Genomic DNA, 20930 nt, shown 5'->3' with positions numbered 1-20930 from the left:
CACGATGCGCGGTAAAGCGCATAAGCGTTATTCTGCCCGGCACGTACATGTGAGCACCTTCACTACAGGGAATAACAACAATGAAAAAACTGTTTGGCCTGCTTGTGGCCCTGATCGCGGCAATGGCGATCTACCTCGTCATCACGCCCAGCCCAATTGACCCGTTGGCCTGGGACGCGCCGGCCCCTCCGACGATGACCGGCGTGCTGGAGCCCAACGACACGTTGATGAAAGCCGAGCTGCTCGGCCGCGGCCAGGTGCATGGCCCAGAAGACACTGCCGTGGACGCCCTGGGCCAGGTCTACAGCGGCTTGCATGACGGCAGAGTCGTGCGGATCACGCTTGATGGCCGCGGGAAACCTTCGCCAACACCCAAGGCCGGCCCCTGGGCATGGACTTTGACGCCAGCGGCAACCTGATCGTGGCTGACGCTTATAAGGGCCTGCTCAGTATCGATGGCCAGGGCAAGATCACAGTGCTTACAACAGAAAGCCGAAGGCGTGCCCTTCAAGTTCCCGATGACCTGGATATTGCCGCGACGGCACCATTTATTTCAGCGATGCCCTCCGCGCGTTTTGAACAGCCGGATTACCTGCTCGACCTGCTCGAAGCCCGCCCATGGTCGCTGCTCAGCTACAACCCAGCCAACGGCGAAACCAAGGTGCTGCTCAAGGATCTGTATTTCGCCAACGGCGTTGCGCTGTCCGCGGCTGAAGACTTTGTGTTGGTCAACGAAACCTACCGCTACCGCATTACCCGTTACTGGCTGAGCGGCGACAAGCCGGCTCCCACGACATCTTTATCGACAACCTGCCCGGCCTGCCGGACAACCTCCAAGGCGACCGCAACGGCACCTTCTGGTGGCCCTGCCAACTCCGCGTAAAGCCGACGCTGACTTCCTGCACCGTTATCCATGGCTGAAAACGCAGATGGCTAAGTTGCGCGTGCGCTTTGGCCCAAGGCCGTGCCCTATGGTTTTGCCATTGCCTCAACGAACGCGGGGAAATCACCCAGAGCCTGCACGACACCAGTGGCACGCATTTACGCAATGATCACCTCGGTCAAGCGGTGGGTGACTACCTGTACTTCGGTAGCCTGGATAATGACCGCATCGGCAAGCTGAAAATTCGCTAAAGAACCTGCCCAACGCCTGCTGCGCGTCGGCCCTGCTGCGTTAAAAACAGGCTCGGATGCTCATGTACACTCGTACACTCCGTTCCTCGCCTGTTTTTGCCTTGCATGGCCCTAGCTCGCGAAGCGTTGACTAGGTTCTAAGCTCGTAAAAAAGCCCGCGTAACTGCTTAGTTGCCGGGCTTTTTAATGTTAGGGACTTGCCTATTTGCTCTTTTCCGCGATCCAGATGGTGTGCCGAGTGCCCTTGTTGCCGTGGGCATAGACCTGCACTTCTTCTACCTTGAAGCCGGCCTTGCGCACCTTGTCGCTGAATACCCGGTCGGCACTCGCCGACCACACCGCCAATACGCCCTTGGACGCAATGCCTGGTAGCAGCGCTGCAGGCCCTGGCGGAATACAGCCAGCTATTGCGCTTCTGGGTTAGGCCTTCTGGGCCGTTGTCCACATCCAGCATGATCGCGTCATAACGCTGATCGGCGTTTTTCAGGCAATTGGCCACATCGTCCTGATCACCGCGTACGCGGATCGAGGATCGGATAACCGGCCTTGGCGCCCAGCGGGCCACGGTTCCACTCCACCACGCAGGCACCAACTCGGCCACTTCCACCTCAGCAGTCTTGCCCAGGTTCTGCAACGCCGTAGCCAGGGTAAAGCCCATGCCCAGACCACCGATCAGCACCCGCGAATCCGGCCGCCCGCGACCTTTTTGCAGGGAATTGCCGCCAGCGCATCTTCGGAGCCGTGCATGCGTGTGTTCATCAACTGACCGCCATCGCCGCCGGCAATCTTGATCACAAAGTCTTCGCCATACTCGAACAGGCACAGTGCGCCAGAGCCATCAGGGATAGGGGCGGTATCGAGCAAGACAAAGCGTTTCATGGGGCGCGGCAACCTAGGTCAGAACAAAACGGGCAGGCAGCATGCACATAAAAGGGCCACGATGCAGCGTCTATTGAGAGAAATTCTTCTGCACAGGCCATCTTGACCGCTAAAACCCAAGGTTATGATGCGCGCAGCCCCTTTGCCAACAGGATGACTGACATGCCCCTCGCCCAACTGATCAGCGCCGCCCAGCTACAACAACGCCTTGCTGAACCCGACCTGCTGATTCTCGATTGCCGCTTTGCGCTGGATGACTTGGCCTACGGCCAGCGCAGCTTCGCCGAAGGGCATATCCCCGGTGCGCAGTTCGCTGACCTGGAGCGCGACCTGTCCGGGCCGATCCATAAAGGCATCACCGGTCGCCACCCGCTGCCAGAGCCTGCACACCTGCTGCAACGCCTGCGCGAATGGGGCTGAATACACACAGCGAGGTGGTGCTGTATGACGACGGCCCCGGTGCGTTTGCTGCGCGGGCTTGGTGGCTGCTGGCCTGGCTGGGTAAACGTGACGGTGTGTACCTGCTCGACGGCGGCCTCAAGGCCTGGCGCGAGGCTGGAGGGGCGTTGACTCAGGACCTGCCGACGCCAGCGCCTGGCACATTCAACGGCAGCACCGATAGCAGCATGCTGGTCAGCGCGGCGCAGCTGCAACAACGTTTGGGCGATAGCCAACTGACCTTGCTGGATGCACGCGGCCTGCCGCGCTTCAAGGGTGACGTGGAACCGATTGACCCAGTCGCCGGGCATATTCCTGGCGCGCAGTGTGCGGTGTTCACTGACAACCTCGACAGCGACGGCCACTTTTTAAGCCCGCAGCAGTTGCATCAGCGCTTTGCCGCGCAACTCGGTGAGCGTCCGGCCAATGAGCTGGTCGCCTACTGCGGCTCAGGCGTGACCGCCTGCCATAACCTGTTCGCCCTGTGCCTGGCCGGCTACCCACTGGCCCCGCTGTATGCCGGATCCTGGAGTGAGTGGATCACCGACCCTGCTCGCCCGGTAGCCACCGGCGACTAAAGCCCTGTGGCTGGCGATGCGTCTAGGGCAACGCCAGCCATTGCTTAGCATTAACTGGAATATTGATAACGAGCTAAAGCCTATAACAATTTAAAAACAATCTTTTACAACGATAACCTCACACTACACTTCAACTTAAGCGGCTAACCCCGCTTCCGGTGGGGCCTTTATCAAAATAAGCAGAAGCTGCCAGCGCCCCAGCCCCATCGGTAATCTGCTATCGAGGGCTTTATGGGAATTGCCGCCTGCGAGATCAGCCAGTACATCATCCGCCCTACCCTGCTCTACTTGGGTCGCCACTCCATCGCCGCCGAAGCCTTATTGCTCGGCGCCGCAGCCAGCCAATCGGAACTCGGCTCGGTCCTCGATGACAAACACGGCCATGGCCTTTATCGCATCACCGCACAACGCCACCAGCAGCTCTGGATCAACATCTAGCGTTGACCCCGAACTCGCCAGCCAGGTGCGCGGCCTCGCCAGCCAACATGCCTTTTTGAGCGCACCGCACCTAGAGCTGACCGTTAACCTGCGCTACGCCACGGCCATTGCCTGGATGCTGATCGAGGCCGAGCATCGCGAACTGCCAGCAGCCGACGACCTGCTCGGCATGGCGCAAGTCTGGCGCCGGGTGTTCAAACCCCACGGCCGCAATAAAGACTTTATCGCCGCCTGGCAACGCTGCATCGGCAACCTCAGTCAGGTGGCCTAAAGCCTGAACAAGCCATAACAGTTGTCCTACAATCGGCCTCTAGTTAGCCGACGATAGCGGCTAACTAACCGCATAATTCTGCTCGATCTCGGGAACCTCAAAGGCTGGCAAGGGTCAGGGAAAGTTGTTAATTTCCGCGTCCCGCTAAAACCTAGGATTCCTCCGTGTCCAAAAGAGTCGTCAAGACCAGCCTGTTTCTTGCCCTTGCAACTGCCGCCAGTCATAGCGTTGCCGGCGGCTTTGCCATCAACGAACAAAGTATCAGCAGCATGGGTACCGCCTTCGCCGGCCGTTCATCCTCTGCCGATGACGCCAGCACCGTGTTCGGTAACCCGGCCGGTATGGCACGCATCAAGCGCGAACAAGTCAGCGGCGGTCTTGCGCTGATCTACGCGAAAACCGATATTGATAACGCCAGCGGCAGCTTCCCAGGCAGCAATGACGGCGACATGGTGCCGTTTATCGGCGCGCCCATGGGCTACTACGTCAAGCCGCTGAACGACAACTGGAGCTTCGGCCTGGGTATGTATGTGCCATTCGGTCTGGTGACCGATTATGAGCGCAACTTCCAGGGTCGTTATTACGGCGACCGCAGCGAAGTACGCGTGATTACCCTGCAACCGACCCTGAGCTATCGCTTCAATGAACAGCTGTCGGTGGGTTTTGGCCCGACCATCAACCGTATTGATGGTGAGCTGACTTCATACGTTCCGAACCGGGCAACCCCAGGCCGCAACGATGGGCAAGTTAAAATTAAGGGGAATGACACGGCGCTGGGTTTCAACCTCGGCATACTGTTTGAGATCAATGAGCAAAGCCGTATCGGCATGACCTACCATTCGATGGTCGATTACACCCTCAAGGGCGATACACAGATTGAAGGCAGCGGCTTTGGCCAGTTCTCCGGTAGCAAGTTCGATACGACACTTGTGCTAAAAACTCCGGAGTCAGTGGATTTTTCAATCACCCACGAGCTTAACGCTGACTGGACTCTATATGCCGGCAGCACCTGGACGCGCTGGAGCCGTTTGGAAGAAATCCGCGCCGTCAACAAAGGCGTACCGGCGCCGCTGAATCCTAGCCTCGGCAATATTGTCGAGGAACAAAACTGGCACGACACCTGGTCCCACGCTGTGGGCGCGGCCTATAAGCTGAACCGCCAATGGACCCTGCGCGCGGGCTTTGCTGTAGACCAGTCGCCAACCAACAATACCAACCGTTCGCCACGTATTCCGACCGGCGACCGTAAGGTCTTTAGCCTGGCACCGCCTGGAGCCCGAATGATGATGTGACCATCGACGTGGCCTATTCCTACCTCATGGAAGAAGACACCCAGATCAATCACTCCAGCGCCACCAAGGGTAACTACCGCTCCACCTATAGGAACAGCGCCCACGGCCTGGGCACTCAAGTGACGTACCGCTTCTAATTCAACCAGCGGTTTGGGTTACACTCGCGCGGCGACCACAAGAATAAAAAGCCGCCTGAGACAGCCCTATGACTGCACTCTGCACTGCCTTGCCCGAACAGCTCAGCCTGTTGTTGGTGGATGACCACCAGATATTCCTCGACGGCCTCAGCTTGGCCCTCGCCCCGCTCTGCGCCAAGCTGACAATTCGCACCGCAGAATCCGCTGCTGCGCCGAAACCTACCTGCAGCACACCACCTTCGACCTGATTCTGCTGGACTTGCGCCTGCCTGATTTGCCGGGTTTGGAGTTACTCCAACGCTGGCAACAACAGGGGCGCATGACCCCAGTAGCGATTCTCAGCGCCAGCGATTCCAGCCTTGATGCTCAGGCCGCGCAGGCGGCAGGCGCGTTGGCGTTTATCTCAAAAAGTGCCAACAGTGATGAGTTGCGCCAAGCCGTCACCCGCGTGCTGCTGGGCGAAACCCTGCCAGTACCGCAGACGAGCGACAAACCACAGCTCACGCCGCGGCAGCTGGAAATTCTCCAGCTGTTGGCCGAAGGCTTGCCAAATAAGTCCATTAGCCGCCAGCTAGGCGTCTCCGAAGACACGGTGAAGACTCACCTGAAAACACTGTTCCAGGAACTCACGGTGCACACCCGAACAGCCTGCGTCAGTGCGGCGCGACAGCGGGGCTGGCTCTAACCTCCTTAGGCAACAGCACCGCCAGAGCCTGGCGCAAGCGGGCCGGCAACAAGGGCTTAGCGAGTAAGGTGACATGGGCTCGGGTGCAGCGCTCCTGCAGATCAGCGCCAACATCTGCGGTAATCAACAAGGCCGGCAGCATTCGCCCAGCCTCCTCACGCAAACGCTCGATGGCGCGCAACCCATCCTCGGTGGCCGCCAACCGATAGTCGCTGATCAATACCTGAGGCTGCGCCTGCGGCAAGCATTGCAAGGCATCCGCCAGGTCGGCGCACGCCCACACTTCACAGCCCCAGCGTTGCAGCAACCCGGCCAGCGCCTGACGCCCAGCCGCGTCGTCTTCCAGCAACAACACGTGCCCCTTCAACGCATTGATGGGGGCTGCGGGGGCCTGCAATGGCCCCGCTTCTGCCTGCGGCAGTTGCACGATAAATTGCGCGCCCGCGCCTGGGCTTGAGTGCAATTGCAGGTCATGCCCCAACAATTGCGCCAGCTGCTGGACGATGGCCAAGCCCAAACCCAGCCCGCGCTCGGCATGGCGACCGGGGTTATCCAGTTGGCGAAATTCCTCAAAGACCTGTGTCTGCTCTTCTGCACTCAGGCCCTGGCCATCATCACCGATTTCCAACAGCACCTCGCCCTGCTCCACACGCGCATGCACCCACACATGTCGCGCCTGGGCATGGCGCAACGCATTACTCAGCAGGTTACGCAGTACCCGCTCAAGCAACAGCGGATCGCTGCGTACCCAAAGTTCCGGGCATTGCATTTGTAACTCGATACCCAAAGCGCCGGCCTCTGCACGGCTTTCATCGCTCAGCCGCGCCAGCAGAGGGCGTAAGGCAAACACCTCCGGCTTGGGCTGAACGCCGCCGGGCAAGGTCAAGCGGGTGTAGTCGAATAGCGACTGCAATAGCCGGCTGAGCTGCTCAACGGCCACAGCCAGGCGACTGCTGATGCGGTGCACGCTGGGGGCCTGGTTCTGCTCCAGCAGGTGTTGGGCATACAAGCCCATCGCGTTCAGTGGCTGGCGAAGATCATGGCTGGCGGCCGCCAACAGCCGCAGCTTGCGCGCATCGTCGGCTTCGGCACGCTGCCATGCCAGATCCAGCAACCGTAGATTGAGCCAGGCCCCGCGCTGACCATGCTCCTGCATATAGGCTCCCACACTGCCAATCACGTTGGCGCACAGCAGAAACATCCCCTGATAACCCAGCGCCACGCTCCCGCCCGTCACGGCATAGCCCAGCAATAGGAAAAACCCACATAGCCCCCAGGAGGCCAGGCTCACAGCACGGAATGACACCCCCAGCAGCACGTAGCCAAATAGCAGCACCAGAAACAGCCCGTCATAAGGCATGGCGATGCCCTGGCTCCAGCACAAGTGAATGATCGCTGCGACGCAGGCACCATTCAGCGCATAAGCGCCTACATAGGCCAGCAACGCCCGGCGCGGCGGGCTTTGTGGGCGACGGCAGTAGATAAAGGCCAGCACTGCGCCGCACATGCCGAGCAACCGCACAGGGAGCAAGGTAAGGCTGATTGCTGGGCTCAGCAGCAACAGATCGAGAGTGGTGTAGACCAGCTGAAAGAGCACTGCCGTGCTGGTGATCAGCAGCAAACGGCGGCGAATGCGCTGCACTCGGTGCTCGACAAAATCATCTTCCAGCGCCTCGCTAAACCTCAGTCGGCGGTAACCCGACGTTGCTGCGCCAACAACAGGGCTTCCTGACGCGCGAGGTTCATGGGCTACAACTCGGGCTGTTGATTGGCCTGGCGTTTAGCGGCGATGGCGTCATAGGTTTCCACTCGGTGCTGATCTGCTGCGCTGAATAGCCGCTGGCGCAAACGTTGCTGTTCTTGCTGCTGATCTGCAGCACTGAGGCCCGTGCCCTGCAAACTCGCCAGTTCCTGCTGATACGTGGCATAACGCTGTTGCCAGGCGCGCTCGTTGCGCTGCTCTGCGAGCAGGCGATCGACCGTGGGCGGATCATAGGTCAATGCGAGGAAGTGGCGCACCTGCTCTTCGCTTACGCCCTGCTGCCAGAGCGTCTCTGTCTGAGCACGCACTACCTGCGCCTGGGCTTGACGCGCCTCACTGGCGCGCATGGCTTCAGGTAGCTGAGCGCGCAAGCGCTCCTGGGCCAAAGCCTTAGCGTGCTCGCTTAGATCATCGCGGGCCATAAGCGCTAGATTGTCCAAGGTATAACGGCCATAGGCCTCCTCGGCGCCGAACAAGGCTTCTGTCGCGGCACTGGAAAAGTGGGCACGACGCAGCTGCGCCAGCTGTTCGAAGGCCCGTTGCAAGGCCAGCAGTTGGCCGTCCGGCGTGCTTTGCTGAGCGGTGCTCAAGGGCTGCTGCAGCAACGCCAGGCTGGCACGTTTGTAATCCATATAGTCGCCCAGCAAGTCCATAAACTGCCCCAGCGCCGGCTCTGGCAAACGCCTGCGCGCATCGGCCAGCATCGCTTCCACCACAGTTTCCAACCCGGCCTGATCAGCAGCGCTGAGGAAGTAATCGAGATAATCGCGCAGCGCCAAGCTCAGTTGCAGGTTGCCCGCACTGTCCGCTTTGAGTTCGCCGTCGACATCGGTGCCCTGCAAACCCGGCAAGGTTGCAGGCGCGCTAACAGCGGGCGGGGTTGGCCTGATGGTTTGCGGAGCAAGGCTTGGTGTGGCGGAGAGCGGCGCCGCGACCGCAGTTAACGCCACAGGCGCGATGGGTAATTCAGCGGCGGGCCAGCGCCAATAAAGCGTAAGGCCGGCAATGCAGCCGGCCAGTAATATAAGTGCAGCAGTGGAGCGCAACGACAGGGCCATAGGACCTCCAAAACGCGAGCTGCATTGCACAGCCCGCGGGTAAGACGGTCAGACGCCTTTGTTTTTCAGGCGATTAGCGTGTTGACGGTACAGCGAAACGGGCTCAGTCCAGCCACGAATACCGAACAGATGGTTGATCGCATCCACATGATTCATGTTGTAGCCATCGCCAATCACTTGCCCCAGGTAGGTGGAGCAAACGCCAACCAGACCATCGTTCTTCTCGCTGCCAAAGGCCAAGCCGGTAATCGCCAGGAATGGATCGACCGCATCGAAGACGTTGGTGTAAGACGTGTTACCCGTCCAGGAGAAATACCGAATGCTGTACCCACGCACGTTCTGCACTTCAGTCGATTTGGCGCAGTAACTGCTGTTGTTCACGCCCCATGGATGACGGCTGTTCAGTGCAGCAGTGCCCGACGTGGTCAGCGTCCTCAGCGCAGCCAAGCCATTTTGCGGATTGTTGCTGCCGGAAAGAAGGTTAATCACCCCACCGATGGCATTGGCCAGCCCATTCGCGCCGCCTTCAATGGCGCTATTTGCGGGGATGACTCCGCGCAACACATCGGCCACTTTCGAGCCTTTATTCACGCCATTGACCGAGGTTACCGACGCCACCAGGTCCGGCCTTAGAGAAGCAGCCACCCGTGAGGTGGGCGAACCCTGGCTGTGACCGATCAAATTGACCTTACCGCCGTTGGCAGTGGCCCACGGCACGATTTGCTGCGCCAGTGCCGCGCCGCGTTGCTCGCTGTCGTTGAGTGCAGAGACGCTGGCGACATACACCTTGGCGCCATCGCGCTCGAGGTTCCATGGGATGGTATGGAAGTAATTGATCAAGCCGCCGATGGTGTCAAAACCTGTCACACCGTGCACCAGCACAATCGGGTATTTGGTCTGCGTGTATCCAGCCGCCTGGGCCTCAACCGCGCTGACCAGGGCGGCGGCTGCTAAAGCAGTTGTAATAATGCGACGCATGGGTGCCTCCTTATTTTTCTTGTTGGCAGGCCGGGATACTGCGTCCGGCGTATCTACCACTGTAAGGAAGCCTGTCATGCTGGACTATCGCCCAGATGGGTGAGCGCCAGGCACTCGAGTTTAATCTGTACCTGCACTAAGGCCTTTGCGGTATCTCAATGCACAACCGCTTGGTGTATCGGATCGAGAAGCGCCGACGCTAACGGCCCCTGATTCATCTACTAGTCTTTCAGGCAGAAATGGATTTTCTGGAGCACCGTTAAATGATTGAGACGACGCCAACTGCCGTGTCGACAATTTTAATCGTCGATGACCAGCCCAGAGACCTGTTGCTACTGAGCCAGGCGGTGCAGGACTTGGGCACTGTTCATATCGCCAGCAATGGCCATAAGGCCATTGAGCTTGCAAGACGCTGCCGCCCTGACCTGATTCTGCTGGATATCCAAATGCCCGGCATGGACGGTTTTCAGCTATGCCGCACAATCAAGGCGGACCCCAGGCTGTGTGACGCCGCTATTTTGTTTGTAACCGCACAAACACAGGCGGCCAATGAAATAAAAGCAATGGAATTAGGCGGCATAGACTTCATACAAAAACCACTGAATCTCCCGGTCGTTCGCGTTCATGTTCGCGCCCACCTGAACTTACGCCAACAGGCCAAACGCCTGGCTTATTACGATGAACTGACCGGCTTACCGAACCTTAATCTTCTGCAGGATCGTGCCGAGCAAGCGTTGCAAAAGGCCAAACGCAACCCGAGCAAGGTGGTCTTGCTGATGCTCGATCTGGATAATTTCAGAAGCATCAATGATTCGGTCGATCATGCCGTAGGCGATGCGGTTTTGTCTGAGGTGGCGCGGCGCTTAACCCAGTTCTCACGGGGCATTGATACGGTAAGCCGGCGTGGCGGTGATGAATTTCTGATTCTGCTCTCTGAGGTCACACGTCTTGATGCCATCAGCGATTTTGTAGCGCGGGTTTTAGACGCCATCGCCAGCCCAATGCACATCCATGAAAAACGCTATGACATCACGGCCAGCGCCGGGGTGAGTGTTTTCCCGGACGACAGCCAAGACTTTGCATCACTCTACCGTCATGCCGATACCGCCATGTATCAGGCGAAAAAGCTTGGCCGCAATCGTCAGCGCTTTTTCTCGCAAGGTCTTGAGAACATCTCGCGCGCACGCCACCTGCTTGAAGGGCATATGCGTAATGCCCTGGAACAAGGGGTTTTCGAGGTGTTCTATCAAGCCAAATATGATGCACTCAACCGCCGTATTTGCGGCATGGAGGCGTTGATCCGCTGGCGCATGAGTGATGCCACACTGGTCTCACCGGCAGAGTTCATTCCCCTGGCTGAAGAAACCGGGTTGATCATCCCGATAGGCCGCTATGTGCTGATACAGGCCTGTAAAGACGCCAAACAACTGCTGAGCCTGGGCTTAACCGTACCCGTGAGCGTGAATATCTCAGCGATCCAGTTTCGCGAAGACGGGTTTCTGAGCATGGTCAAAAACGCCTTGGAGCAGACCGCCCTGCCCCCATCAATGCTTGAGCTGGAAATCACCGAAAGCGTCCTGGCGCTCGATATTAAGATGGCCAGCGACGTGCTTAATGAACTCAAGGCCATGGGCGTGCATATTGCTATCGATGACTTTGGTACCGGCTACTCAAGCCTGACCTACTTGAAGAGACTGCCGATCGATGTACTGAAGATCGACCAGGGGTTTGTTCGCGACATGCTGACCGATAGCAGCGACGCTGCAATTATCGAGGCCATTGTGCGAATGGGCCAAGCGCTCGGCCTGGCACTGATTGCCGAAGGCGTGGAGCTTGAGGAACAGTCAAACAAACTACTGGCCCTCGGCTGCTCAGTCATGCAAGGTTTCCTCTACTGCAGACCCATGCCATTTCAAGGGCTGTGTGAATACCTTCAGGCACACCGCTAATCGAGTCCGCCGTGGCTGAGCGCTATGGTACCTAACAATAAAGGCATGCTTTCCTTGAAGAAACCCAGCTCCCGCCTCACGGCCACACTCAGTGCTGCCATCCCTCTGGCTGTAGGTCTTGCACTGAGCGTGCTAGCGGCCATGTGGTTGCACAACAGCAATCAACGGCAGGCCCAGACCGCCTTACAGCAAGCCGCTGAAGATAAAGCCGATGCGGTGGCGCGGCGTATGCGGCTCTATCAATATGGTTTGCGCGGGGCCCGTGGCACGATTGTGACCCTTGGTGAACATGGCATCAGCCGCAGGCTATTTGCCGCATATAGTCAGACACGCGATATCGACCAAGAATTCGCAGGGGCGCTGGGCTTTGGCTTTATTCGTAGGGTGCTTCCGGCTGATGAACCCGCGTTTGTGCAGCAAGCACGCAACGACGACAAGCCAGACTTCAATATTCGCCAATTAGCGCCGCATAACGGCGAGCGCTATGTCATCCAATATATGGAACCTGAAGCGCGCAACCTCGCCGCTATCGGCCTGGATATCGCCTCCGAACAGAACCGTCACGACGCCGCCTTTAATGCCTTAAGAACCGGCACCGTTCAACTGTCGGGGCCAATCACGCTAGTCCAGGCCAGCGGTAAGCCTTTGCAGTCTTTTCTTATTCTTCTGCCGATCTACCGCACCAGCACGACCCCTGAAACAGAAGCAGAGCGGCTGCAACAAGGGTTCGGCTGGAGCTATGCCGCCCTGATCACAGAACAAGTGCTCAGCGGCTTGCCGTTCAGCACCACAGATGTTGACCTGCGCTTGCGCGATGTCACTGACCCTGCGAAACCGGTCCTGTTCTACGAAGAAAAGCATCAAGACGACCTGCAAGCTGAAGGCCTGAGCAGCACCTTAGTGAGAGAGGTTTTTGGCCGCCGCTGGGAAATCCAACTGATTGCCCACCCCGCATTTATTCAAGGTCTGAACCAAACCGCACCGCAGCTGGTGCTCGGTGTCGGTTTTTTGCTCAGTGCTTTGCTCGCCGCATTGACCGCGGTTTTCGGCGCAAACCGTCAGCACCGGCGCCAGGTTGTTGCGGAACAGGCCAAGCAAGCGGCGATTGTAGAAAGCTCACTCGACGGCATTATCGGTAAAACCCTCGAAGGCATTGTCACCAGCTGGAACAAGGGTGCTGAGCATATTTTTGGCTTCAGCAGTGAGGAGGCCGTCGGCAAAAGTCTGATTGGGCTGGTCGTACCGGAGGAATGTGCAACCGAAGAAACCGATATCCTGCAGCGCATAAACGCCGGCGAGTCTATCGAGCACTATGAAACCTATCGCCGCCGTAAGGACGGCAGCTTGGTCGAGGTATCAGCGACCATTGCACCCATTTACGATGAGCAGCACCGGATGATCGGCATTTCCAAAACAGTGCGCGACATCACCCAACAAAAGGCTGCAGAGTCGAAAATCAGCGAGCTCAACGCCAGCCTGGAAAAACAGGTGATCGCGCGCACTGGCGAACTCAACAAACTCAACACCCTACTCAATACCGTGCTGGATTCGGCCTCTGAACTGTCGATTATTGCCACCGACACCCAAGGGCTGATCACCCTGTTTAACCAAGGGGCAGAACGTCTTTTGGGTTATAGCGCCGAAGAGATGATCGGTTTACAAACCCCTGCCGTTATTCACCTGCCCGAAGAAGTACAACAGCGCAGCGCTGAACTCAGTGAGCACTATGGCCAACCGATTGAGGGTTTCCGCGTCTTTGTCCACCGTGCCGAGTTGGATGAAGCTGAGGTTTGCGAATGGACCTACGTGCGCAAGGATAACTCGCACCTCACCGTTACCTTGATGGTGACCGCCATGCACGGCATTAATGGCGAGCTGGTTGGCTACCTGGGTATCGGTATTGACATCACCCAACGCAAAGCGGCGGAAGCTGAACTGGCGGCTAGCGTGGAAATTACCCGAGCCGTTTTGGACACCGCGCCTAACCCCGTGGTGACGTTGGATAGCACCGGACGAATCCATACCCTCAACCCCTCAGCAAAACGGGCATTTGGCCTAGAGGACGATTCGGACGCGCTCTTTTTGCCCGCACTGCTCAGCCCTGCTTCACAAGACCAGTTACACACGCTGATTGAGCACGCCACCGCAGGCGAGCGTGACCCTGCCAAGCTGTCGGCCGAGCTCATGGGACTGCGATCGAATGGCAGCGAATTTCCGGTGCAACTGTCTGTCGGCCTGATGCATGCCGGCAAGCAGCTGCTGGTCTGTGTGATCACCGACCTCAGCCAACAAATGCAGCTGCGCAAGGAACTCCTCACCACCCGCGACCAGCTGTTGATGGCGGCTGATGCGGCTGAGCTGGGGATCTGGTCATTGACCCTGGCCGATAACAGCGTGCAGTGGAATGAGCGGATGTTCGAGCTGTTTCAGCAACCGCTCTCACTGCGCGAAACGGGCCTTACCTATGAACACTGGCTTTCACGGGTACACCCCGAGGATGCCCCTACGGCAGAGGCGAGGCTAAAGGCGGCGATAGCCGGCACCCGTAACTTCGATCCGATTTTCCGTATTATTCGGCCCGATGGCAGCATTTGCACAATTCAAGCCGGGGCGCGAATTGAGACGGGCAGCGACGGTAAGGCGACCAAGATCACCGGGATCAATCGCGACATCACTGCTCAATATGAGCTGGAAACGTCTTTGCGCGTTGCCAAGGAACAGGCTGACTCCGCGAGTGCGGCCAAAAGTGCTTTCTTGGCCAACATGAGCCATGAGATTCGCACGCCCCTGAACGCAGTGCTGGGCATGCTGCACCTGGTGCAGGCCACCGAGCTTAATCAGCGCCAGCTCGATTACATTCAGAAAGCCTACGGCGCATCCCAATCGCTGCTGGGGCTACTCAACGACATCCTTGATTATTCGAAAATCGAAGCCGGCAAGCTGCAGCTTGATCTGCATCCAGTTCAGCTGGAACCACTGATGTGTGACCTCGCGGTGGTGCTCAGCGGTAATCAGGCGCAGAAAACGGTGGAGGTGATGTTTGACCTCGACCCCGCGTTACCAGCGGTCTTGATTGGCGACGGCCAGCGCCTGCAACAGATTCTGATCAACCTGTCGGGCAACGCACTCAAATTCACCGCGCAGGGTAACGTCATTGTCAGCCTGCGCCAGCTAGAGCGCAGCGAGGCCCAGGTTAAGGTGCGTATTGCCGTCACGGATACGGGCATAGGCATCACGGATGAACAACTCAAGCGTATTTTCGACGGCTTTTCCCAGGCAGAAGCCTCCATCAGCCGCCACTATGGCGGCACCGGTTTGGGGCTGGCGATTAGCAAGCGGTTGATCAACTTGATGGGCGGCGAATTGCAGGTAGAGAGCCGCGTTGGCGAAGGCAGCCGCTTCTGGTTCGATCTTGAATTCGCTATCGACGCGCAGCAAATCCCAATAAAAGCGGCGTGCGCTGTTGTCGACAAAAATCTGCACATGCTTGTAGTCGACGACAACCCAGTGGCGCGAGAGCTCCTCGTGCAAATGAGCAGCGACCTTGAATGGTCGGCTGAAGCCGCCCAGGACGCGACCGAGGCCATGGTCTGTATAAAGGCAGCGCATGCTAAAGGACAACCCTTCGACCTGATATTGATGGACCTGATAATGCCTGGCATGGACGGCCTTAACGCCGCCCGGCTAATTCGCGACTCAGCCGGTGATGCGCGCCTGCCACTGCTAATCATGGTGACCGCACACGGCCGCGAAGCCTTGGCTGACAGTGAGCAGGACGCCAATGCACCGTTTGCCGCGTTTTTGACCAAACCGGTAACCCCCAAACAGTTGGCTGACACCGTGGCGCGGGTCATCAGTGGTGCGCCGGCGAGGCATATTACGACCGATTATCACGTCTCAAAACGCCTGGAAGGCCTGCGTTTATTGGTGGTTGAAGACAACCCGTTAAACCGCCAGGTTGCGCAAGAACTGCTGATGGGTGAAGGGGCGGATGTAGTCCTGGCCGAAGGCGGTCAGCAAGGTATCGACGCGATTATTGGTATGCCAAACGTATTCAATGCGGTGCTGATGGATATCCAGATGCCAGGCATCGATGGGCTTGAAGCCACCCGGCTGATTCGCCAAGACGCCCGCTTTGCTGACTTACCCATCATTGCCATGACCGCCAATGCATCGGTAGCGGACCGTCAGGTATGCCTCGCTGCCGGGATGAGTGATCACATCGGCAAACCCATTGATCTGGATAAACTGGTAGCGACCCTACAGCACTGGACAGGAACCACTCCGCCGGAAAACGTAACGAGCGAGCCCCTCACAGGCTTGGCTACCGAGAATAGCGAAGCGGTACTGCGGCGCTTTGGCGGCAATCTCAAATTGCTACAACGCATGCTGACCAACTTTGAACCTGAAATGCGTAAGCAACTGCAGCAACTAAACTCACACGCCAGCCAAGGCGACGTAAAAGCGGTCTTGGCGCAGCTGCATATGCTTAAGGGCAGTGCCGGCACCATGGGCGCAAGGCAATTGGCAGAACAGGCGGCCGAGCTTGAGCAGCAAATCAAGCGGCTAGCCCCCGCCGCTGCAGGCGAACTTCTGGCGCGCCACAATTGGCGCGACGCGTTGGCAGGCATGCTTGAGCAGAGCCTTGTAGAACTTAACTCGGCCTTTCTCGCGCCTGAAGAAATTCAAACAGGTCCTGCAACTTCGCAACCCGCAGACGATTGGCAACAGTCGCTGCGCCATGTTCTTGTATTGTTGGCAGCCGGAAACTTGCAGGCTATTGAACAGACTGAAGCGATGGTGCATAACATCCCAAGGCACTGGCAGAGCCATTTTGCTCAGTTTTGCCAGGCAGTCGACTGCTTAGATTTCCCCAGTGCAAGCGTGCTGGGTGATGAGCTTCTTAACCTCGCTCAAGAGGATTGATATGGGTTTCTGGATAGAGCATTACCAGGGGCGACCTAAATTACTCGTGGTGGACGATCAGCCCATCAACATCCGTATCATCAATGAGCTGTTTCGCGCTGACTGCGACCTGCACATGGCCACTCATGGCGAGCAGGCCATCGCGGTTAGTAAAACCTTGCAGCCTGACCTGATTCTGCTCGACATCATGATGGACGGCATGGACGGGCTTGAAGTCTGTCGACGCCTGAAACTTGACCCAGCAACAGCTGATATTCCGGTTATTTTCATCACCGCCAAGCGCGAAGAAGACGATGAAGCCTTAGGCCTGGAGCTCGGTGCCGTTGATTACATCAGTAAGCCGCTGAACTCGGCGATCGTTCGGGCGCGGGTTAAAACCCATCTCACCCTCAAGCTGCAAAACGACTACCTCAAGGGGCTGGCGAGTTTGGATGGCCTGACCGGTATTCCAAACCGCCGGGCCTTTGATGTGCGTCTGACGCAAGCCTGGAGCCAGGCCTGCCGAGAAGGAGGGACGCTGTCCTTGATGATGGTCGATATCGACTATTTCAAGCGCTATAACGATCACTTCGGCCATGTGCAGGGCGATGAGTGCCTGCGTCAGGTTGCCAAAGCCATCGCGCAATCCGTTAATCGCCCATATGACATGGCCGCACGCTTTGGCGGCGAAGAGTTCGTCTGCGTTCTGCCGGAGACAACGCTGCAAGGTGCGCTGATATTGGCCGAAAAGATCCAGGCCCGCATCCGCCAGCTAGCCAACGCCCACCCCGGCTCTGAAGTGAGTGAATGGGTCTCGCTGTCTATTGGTGTGGCGAGCCTGCAACCCCGCGTCGACAGAGAACCCAGTGAGCTGATTGCCCTGGCTGATCAGCAGCTTTATCAGGCCAAGCATAATGGGCGTAATCAGATATTTAGCCTCGCTGCTTGAACAGCGCGCGTGCTCATACCAAGGGCCACAACACGCTGACGCTAACTAAAAAAGCCGCGACCTGATCAATCAGGCCGCGGCTTTGTTTTTACGCCCTTGTGGGCTTATGCGTAATGATCAAGCCAGATCGAAACGGTCCAGGTTCATCACCTTGTCCCAGGCGGCGATGAAGTCGTGGACGAACTTCGCCTGTGCGTCGCGGGTGGCATAAACCTCCGCCAGAGCGCGCAACTGCGAGTTGGAACCGAATACCAGATCTACCTGGCTGCCGGTCCATTTCAAATCGCCAGTGTTGCGATCTCGACCTTCCAGCACGCCGGCGGTGGCGGACGGCTGCCATTTGGTCGCCATGTCGAGCAGATTGACGAAGAAGTCATTGCTCAGGGTTTCTGCACGCTTGCTCAACACCCCGTGCGGGGATTGGCCCACGTTGGCATTCAGTGCGCGCAGGCCACCAATCAACACGGTCATCTCTGGTGCAGTCAGCTCCAGCAGTTGCGCCTTGTCGATCAGCATCTCGGCAGCAACGCTTTCGTAGCCCTTGCTCGCATAGTTACGGAAGCCATCGGCCTTGGGCTCCAATGCCTCGAAGGACTCGATATCGGTCTGCTCCTGCGTGGCATCCGTGCGGCCTGGGGCAAACGGCACGTCAACCTCAATACCGGCCTTCTTCGCCGCAGCCTCAACCGCTGCCGCACCACCCAGGACGATCAGGTCGGCCAGGGAGATTTGCTTGCCGCCGGTTGCCGTTGCATTAAAGTCCTTCTGCAGTGCTTCGAGCTTAGCCAGTACTTTAGCCAGCTCAGCGGGCTGGTTAACTTCCCAGTCCTTCTGCGGGGCGAGGCGAATACGTGCACCGTTGGCGCCACCGCGCTTGTCGCTGCCACGGAAGGTGGAAGCCGATGCCCAAGCAGTGTTGACCAACTGTGCAATCGACAGGCCGGACACCAGCACCTTGGCCTTGAGGCCAGCAATATCTTGCGCATCAACCAGGGCGTGCTCAACAGCCGGCACCGGGTCCTGCCAGATCAACTCTTCCTGCGGCACCAGCGGGCCGAGGTATCGGGCACGTGGCCCCATGTCACGGTGGGTCAGCTTGAACCAGGCACGGGCGAAAGCATCGGCGAACGCTTGCGGGTTCTGATGGTAGTGCCGCGAGATTTTCTCGTAGACCGGGTCCATACGCAGCGACATGTCAGCGGTGGTCATCATCGGCGGATGCTTCAGCGCTGGGTCATGGGCATCAGGAATCAGGTGCTCTGGCTTGCAGTTGATCGGCGTCCATTGATGCGCACCGGCCGGACTCTTGGTCAGCTGCCACTCATAACCGAACAGCATGTCGAAATAACCGTTATCCCAGGTGGTTGGATTAGGCTTCCAGGCCCCTTCAATACCGCTGGTAGTGGTGTGTACGCCTTTGCCACTGACAAATTTGTTGATCCAGCCCAAGCCTTGATCTTCAATCGGTGCCGCTTCCGGCTCCGGCCCCACCAGCGACGGGTCGCCTGCACCATGGGCTTTACCGAAGGTGTGCCCACCGGCTACCAGGGCCACGGTTTCTTCATCATTCATGGCCATGCGCGCGAATGTTTCGCGTACATCGCGGCCCGAACCTAACGGGTCAGGGTTGCCGTCCGGGCCTTCCGGGTTGACGTAAATCAGGCCCATTTGCACGGCCGCCAATGGGTTTTCTAGATCGCGATCACCGGTGTAACGGCTGTTGGGTTTATCGCTAGTGGCGAGCCATTCTTTTTCTGCACCCCAGTAGGTGTCTTCTTCTGGCTCCCAGATATCCGCGCGGCCGCCGGCAAAACCGAAGGTCTTGAGGCCCATGGATTCCAGGGCGACGTTACCGGCGAGCACCAGCAGGTCGGCCCACGATAGCTTGCTGCCGTACTTTTGCTTGATCGGCCAGAGCAGGCGACGCGCCTTATCCAGGTTGCCGTTATCCGGCCAGCTGTTGAGAGGCGCAAAACGCTGGTTGCCGGTGCTAGCACCGCCACGGCCGTCATGAATACGGTAGGTACCGGCGGCGTGCCAAGCCATGCGGATCATCAGGCCGCCGTAGTGGCCCCAGTCAGCTGGCCACCAGTCTTGCGAGTCGGTCATAAACGCGTGCAGATCCTTGATCACGGCATCCAGATCAAGGCTCTTGAATTCTTCGGAATAGTTGAAGTCGGCACCCATAGGGTCGGACTTGGAAGAGTGCTGCTGCAAAATTTTCAGGTTGAGCTGATTCGGCCACCAATCGGCGTTCCTCGGTGCGCCGCCAGACACGCTGTTTTTACCTGCGCCACTGGAGAAAGGGCACTTCGCTTCGTTAGACATGATTCACTCCTGTTGTATTCACCTACCGGATGCACATAGCTTCGTGGCTAGGCAGTCAACGAGCCAATAGGATTTCGGTATGAGCGTTATAGTCCTCGCGAGTATGGCATCGCGAACTGAACAATCATGCTCGGCAAACAGCAAGCAGATGTGTCGCGAGCGTCAGTCCAATAGGATGAAATGTAGCTGATACTGGGCGTTTAACTGACGCTCATGCAGCCTGTGCGTTCACTAATCAAAGGCCGTAAACCGTGGAACAATCGCCTCCCAACAACAACGTCAGCGACGAGGAACTGCTGGCCTATATGAACCGTCAGTTAGGTTCAGGTCGGGTCAAACCCAGCGTGCTGGTCAGCCTTACGCAGAAGACCTTTAGCGATGTCAGCCATGCGCGCATCGTGCAGTGTTTTAACCAGTTGCAATCATCACTGCTGAAACGCTGAACTCAGTGAACGGAAAATATGATCCCGGGCATCAATCTAGGCTTGTCTGCCTATTCGCTGGCGATCATCCTTACGCTGGTGGCGCTCTACCTGGAAAGGCAATCCACGTCATGCGCACACTATTTGAGCTGTCTGCGCCGTGCCTGCGCTAGCCGACACACCCGCCCCTTCGGAGATTACGATGTCCCGCACCACGTCAATCAAGCCTCTGCTCACCCTGATTGCTCTCGCCTGCTTCGCCATGCTTGGTGCCGCGCTGCTGCTGCAACACCTGCTCGGCTGGGAGCCTTGCACCCTGTGCATCCAGATCCGTTTATGGCTGCTCTGTGGTGGGGTCATCAGCTTGCTGATTCTGGCGCTGGAGGCCTTTGGCTTGCGTTGGTTGACCGTGCCGTTATGGCCGCTGCTACTGGCTGCAAGCGGCATGGCCGTGTATGACAACACGCATCTGCTGCTGATTGAAACCGGCGTATTGGAAAGCTCCAGCTGCTCGCCCTTCCCCTTCTATGCCTTCTACCTGCCGCTGCATGAGTGGCTGCCCAGCGTCTTTATGAGCGCCGGCGTGTGTGGGGAGAACGATTACAGCATTCTCGGCCTCTCGTTCACCCACTGGACGTTGGCTGGCGTCGCCCTGCTATTGATGCTGTGCCTGTTTACTGCCTGGCGCGCCATTCGCCGCTAATCGCGGTTGAGCACTGAGATGCCA

At 58.0% G+C, this 20930-nt stretch carries 11 protein-coding genes and 5 pseudogenes; 11 read left to right on the top strand and 5 right to left on the bottom strand.

Features of this window, described 5'->3' with window-relative positions; translation table 11 throughout:
* The first annotated feature begins 80 nt into the window (after nucleotides 1-80).
* Nucleotides 81-1134: pseudogene (locus ACEPAJ_RS10615) on the top strand (SMP-30/gluconolactonase/LRE family protein).
* Between the two features lie 201 nt (nucleotides 1135-1335).
* On the opposite strand, the pseudogene ACEPAJ_RS10610 reads toward ACEPAJ_RS10615, so the two are convergent.
* Nucleotides 1336-2013: pseudogene (locus ACEPAJ_RS10610) on the bottom strand (MnmC family methyltransferase).
* A gap of 162 nt (nucleotides 2014-2175) precedes the next feature.
* Here ACEPAJ_RS10610 and ACEPAJ_RS10605 point away from each other — a divergent pair.
* From ACEPAJ_RS10605 to ACEPAJ_RS10585, 5 genes and pseudogenes are all read left to right on the top strand, one after another.
* Nucleotides 2176-3029, top strand: a pseudogene (locus ACEPAJ_RS10605) (sulfurtransferase).
* A 231-nt stretch (nucleotides 3030-3260) separates the two neighbouring features.
* Nucleotides 3261-3738 (top strand): annotated as a pseudogene (locus ACEPAJ_RS10600) (hypothetical protein).
* 164 nt (nucleotides 3739-3902) lie between these two features.
* Nucleotides 3903-5167: pseudogene (locus ACEPAJ_RS10595) on the top strand (OmpP1/FadL family transporter).
* Nucleotides 5168-5235: 68 nt separating this feature from the next.
* Entirely contained in the window at nucleotides 5236-5415 is a 180-nt protein-coding gene (locus ACEPAJ_RS10590) for a hypothetical protein (protein WP_425914801.1), read from the top strand.
* A gap of 11 nt (nucleotides 5416-5426) precedes the next feature.
* Nucleotides 5427-5852, top strand: a complete 426-nt coding sequence (locus ACEPAJ_RS10585) for a LuxR C-terminal-related transcriptional regulator (RefSeq protein WP_425914800.1) — start codon at nucleotides 5427-5429, stop codon at nucleotides 5850-5852.
* Here the strand turns inward: ACEPAJ_RS10585 and ACEPAJ_RS10580 are convergent.
* From ACEPAJ_RS10580 to ACEPAJ_RS10570, 3 genes are all read right to left on the bottom strand, one after another.
* Complete coding sequence (locus ACEPAJ_RS10580; protein ID WP_425914799.1) at nucleotides 5821-7494, bottom strand: hybrid sensor histidine kinase/response regulator; 1674 nt, start codon at nucleotides 7492-7494, stop codon at nucleotides 5821-5823. The two genes, ACEPAJ_RS10585 and ACEPAJ_RS10580, sit on opposite strands and share 32 nt — an antisense overlap.
* 107 nt (nucleotides 7495-7601) lie before the next feature.
* Complete coding sequence (locus ACEPAJ_RS10575) at nucleotides 7602-8672, bottom strand: lipase secretion chaperone (protein ID WP_425914798.1); 1071 nt, start codon at nucleotides 8670-8672, stop codon at nucleotides 7602-7604.
* A 48-nt stretch (nucleotides 8673-8720) separates the two neighbouring features.
* A complete protein-coding gene (locus ACEPAJ_RS10570; protein WP_425914797.1) occupies nucleotides 8721-9650 on the bottom strand; it encodes an esterase/lipase family protein in 930 nt (309 codons plus the stop codon).
* A gap of 263 nt (nucleotides 9651-9913) precedes the next feature.
* On the opposite strand from ACEPAJ_RS10570, the gene ACEPAJ_RS10565 reads away from it, so the two are divergent.
* The 3 genes from ACEPAJ_RS10565 to ACEPAJ_RS10555 are packed head-to-tail and all read left to right on the top strand — an operon-like array spanning nucleotide 9914 to nucleotide 17453.
* Entirely contained in the window at nucleotides 9914-11599 is a 1686-nt protein-coding gene (locus ACEPAJ_RS10565; RefSeq protein ID WP_425914796.1) for a two-component system response regulator, read from the top strand.
* A 54-nt stretch (nucleotides 11600-11653) separates the two neighbouring features.
* Nucleotides 11654-16525, top strand: a complete 4872-nt coding sequence (locus ACEPAJ_RS10560; RefSeq protein ID WP_425914795.1) for a PAS domain S-box protein — start codon at nucleotides 11654-11656, stop codon at nucleotides 16523-16525.
* 1 nt (nucleotide 16526) lies between these two features.
* Nucleotides 16527-17453 (top strand): diguanylate cyclase domain-containing protein, encoded by a 927-nt coding sequence (locus tag ACEPAJ_RS10555; RefSeq protein ID WP_425914794.1) that lies wholly within the window; start codon nucleotides 16527-16529, stop codon nucleotides 17451-17453.
* Between the two features lie 117 nt (nucleotides 17454-17570).
* Here ACEPAJ_RS10555 and katG read toward each other — a convergent pair whose 3' ends face one another.
* Complete coding sequence (katG, locus tag ACEPAJ_RS10550) at nucleotides 17571-19781, bottom strand: catalase/peroxidase HPI (RefSeq protein ID WP_425914793.1); 2211 nt, start codon at nucleotides 19779-19781, stop codon at nucleotides 17571-17573.
* A 251-nt stretch (nucleotides 19782-20032) separates the two neighbouring features.
* On the opposite strand from katG, the gene ACEPAJ_RS10545 reads away from it, so the two are divergent.
* Together ACEPAJ_RS10545 and ACEPAJ_RS10540 are read left to right on the top strand one after the other, a co-directional pair.
* Nucleotides 20033-20224 carry a hypothetical protein gene (locus ACEPAJ_RS10545; protein WP_425914792.1) on the top strand — a complete coding sequence of 64 codons (192 nt, stop codon included), beginning with the start codon at nucleotides 20033-20035 and terminating at the stop codon, nucleotides 20222-20224.
* Nucleotides 20225-20405: 181 nt separating this feature from the next.
* On the top strand, nucleotides 20406-20906 hold the full coding sequence (locus ACEPAJ_RS10540) for a disulfide bond formation protein B (protein WP_425914791.1): 501 nt from the start codon (nucleotides 20406-20408) through the stop codon (nucleotides 20904-20906).
* Nucleotides 20907-20930 lie beyond the last annotated feature (24 nt).

It is taken from the genome of Pseudomonas sp. GWSMS-1 (assembly GCF_049847425.1).
Taxonomy (GTDB): domain Bacteria; phylum Pseudomonadota; class Gammaproteobacteria; order Pseudomonadales; family Pseudomonadaceae; genus Aquipseudomonas.
The sequence above is the reverse complement of the archived record's forward strand: the minus strand, read 5'-3'. Positions and strand labels throughout refer to the sequence as shown.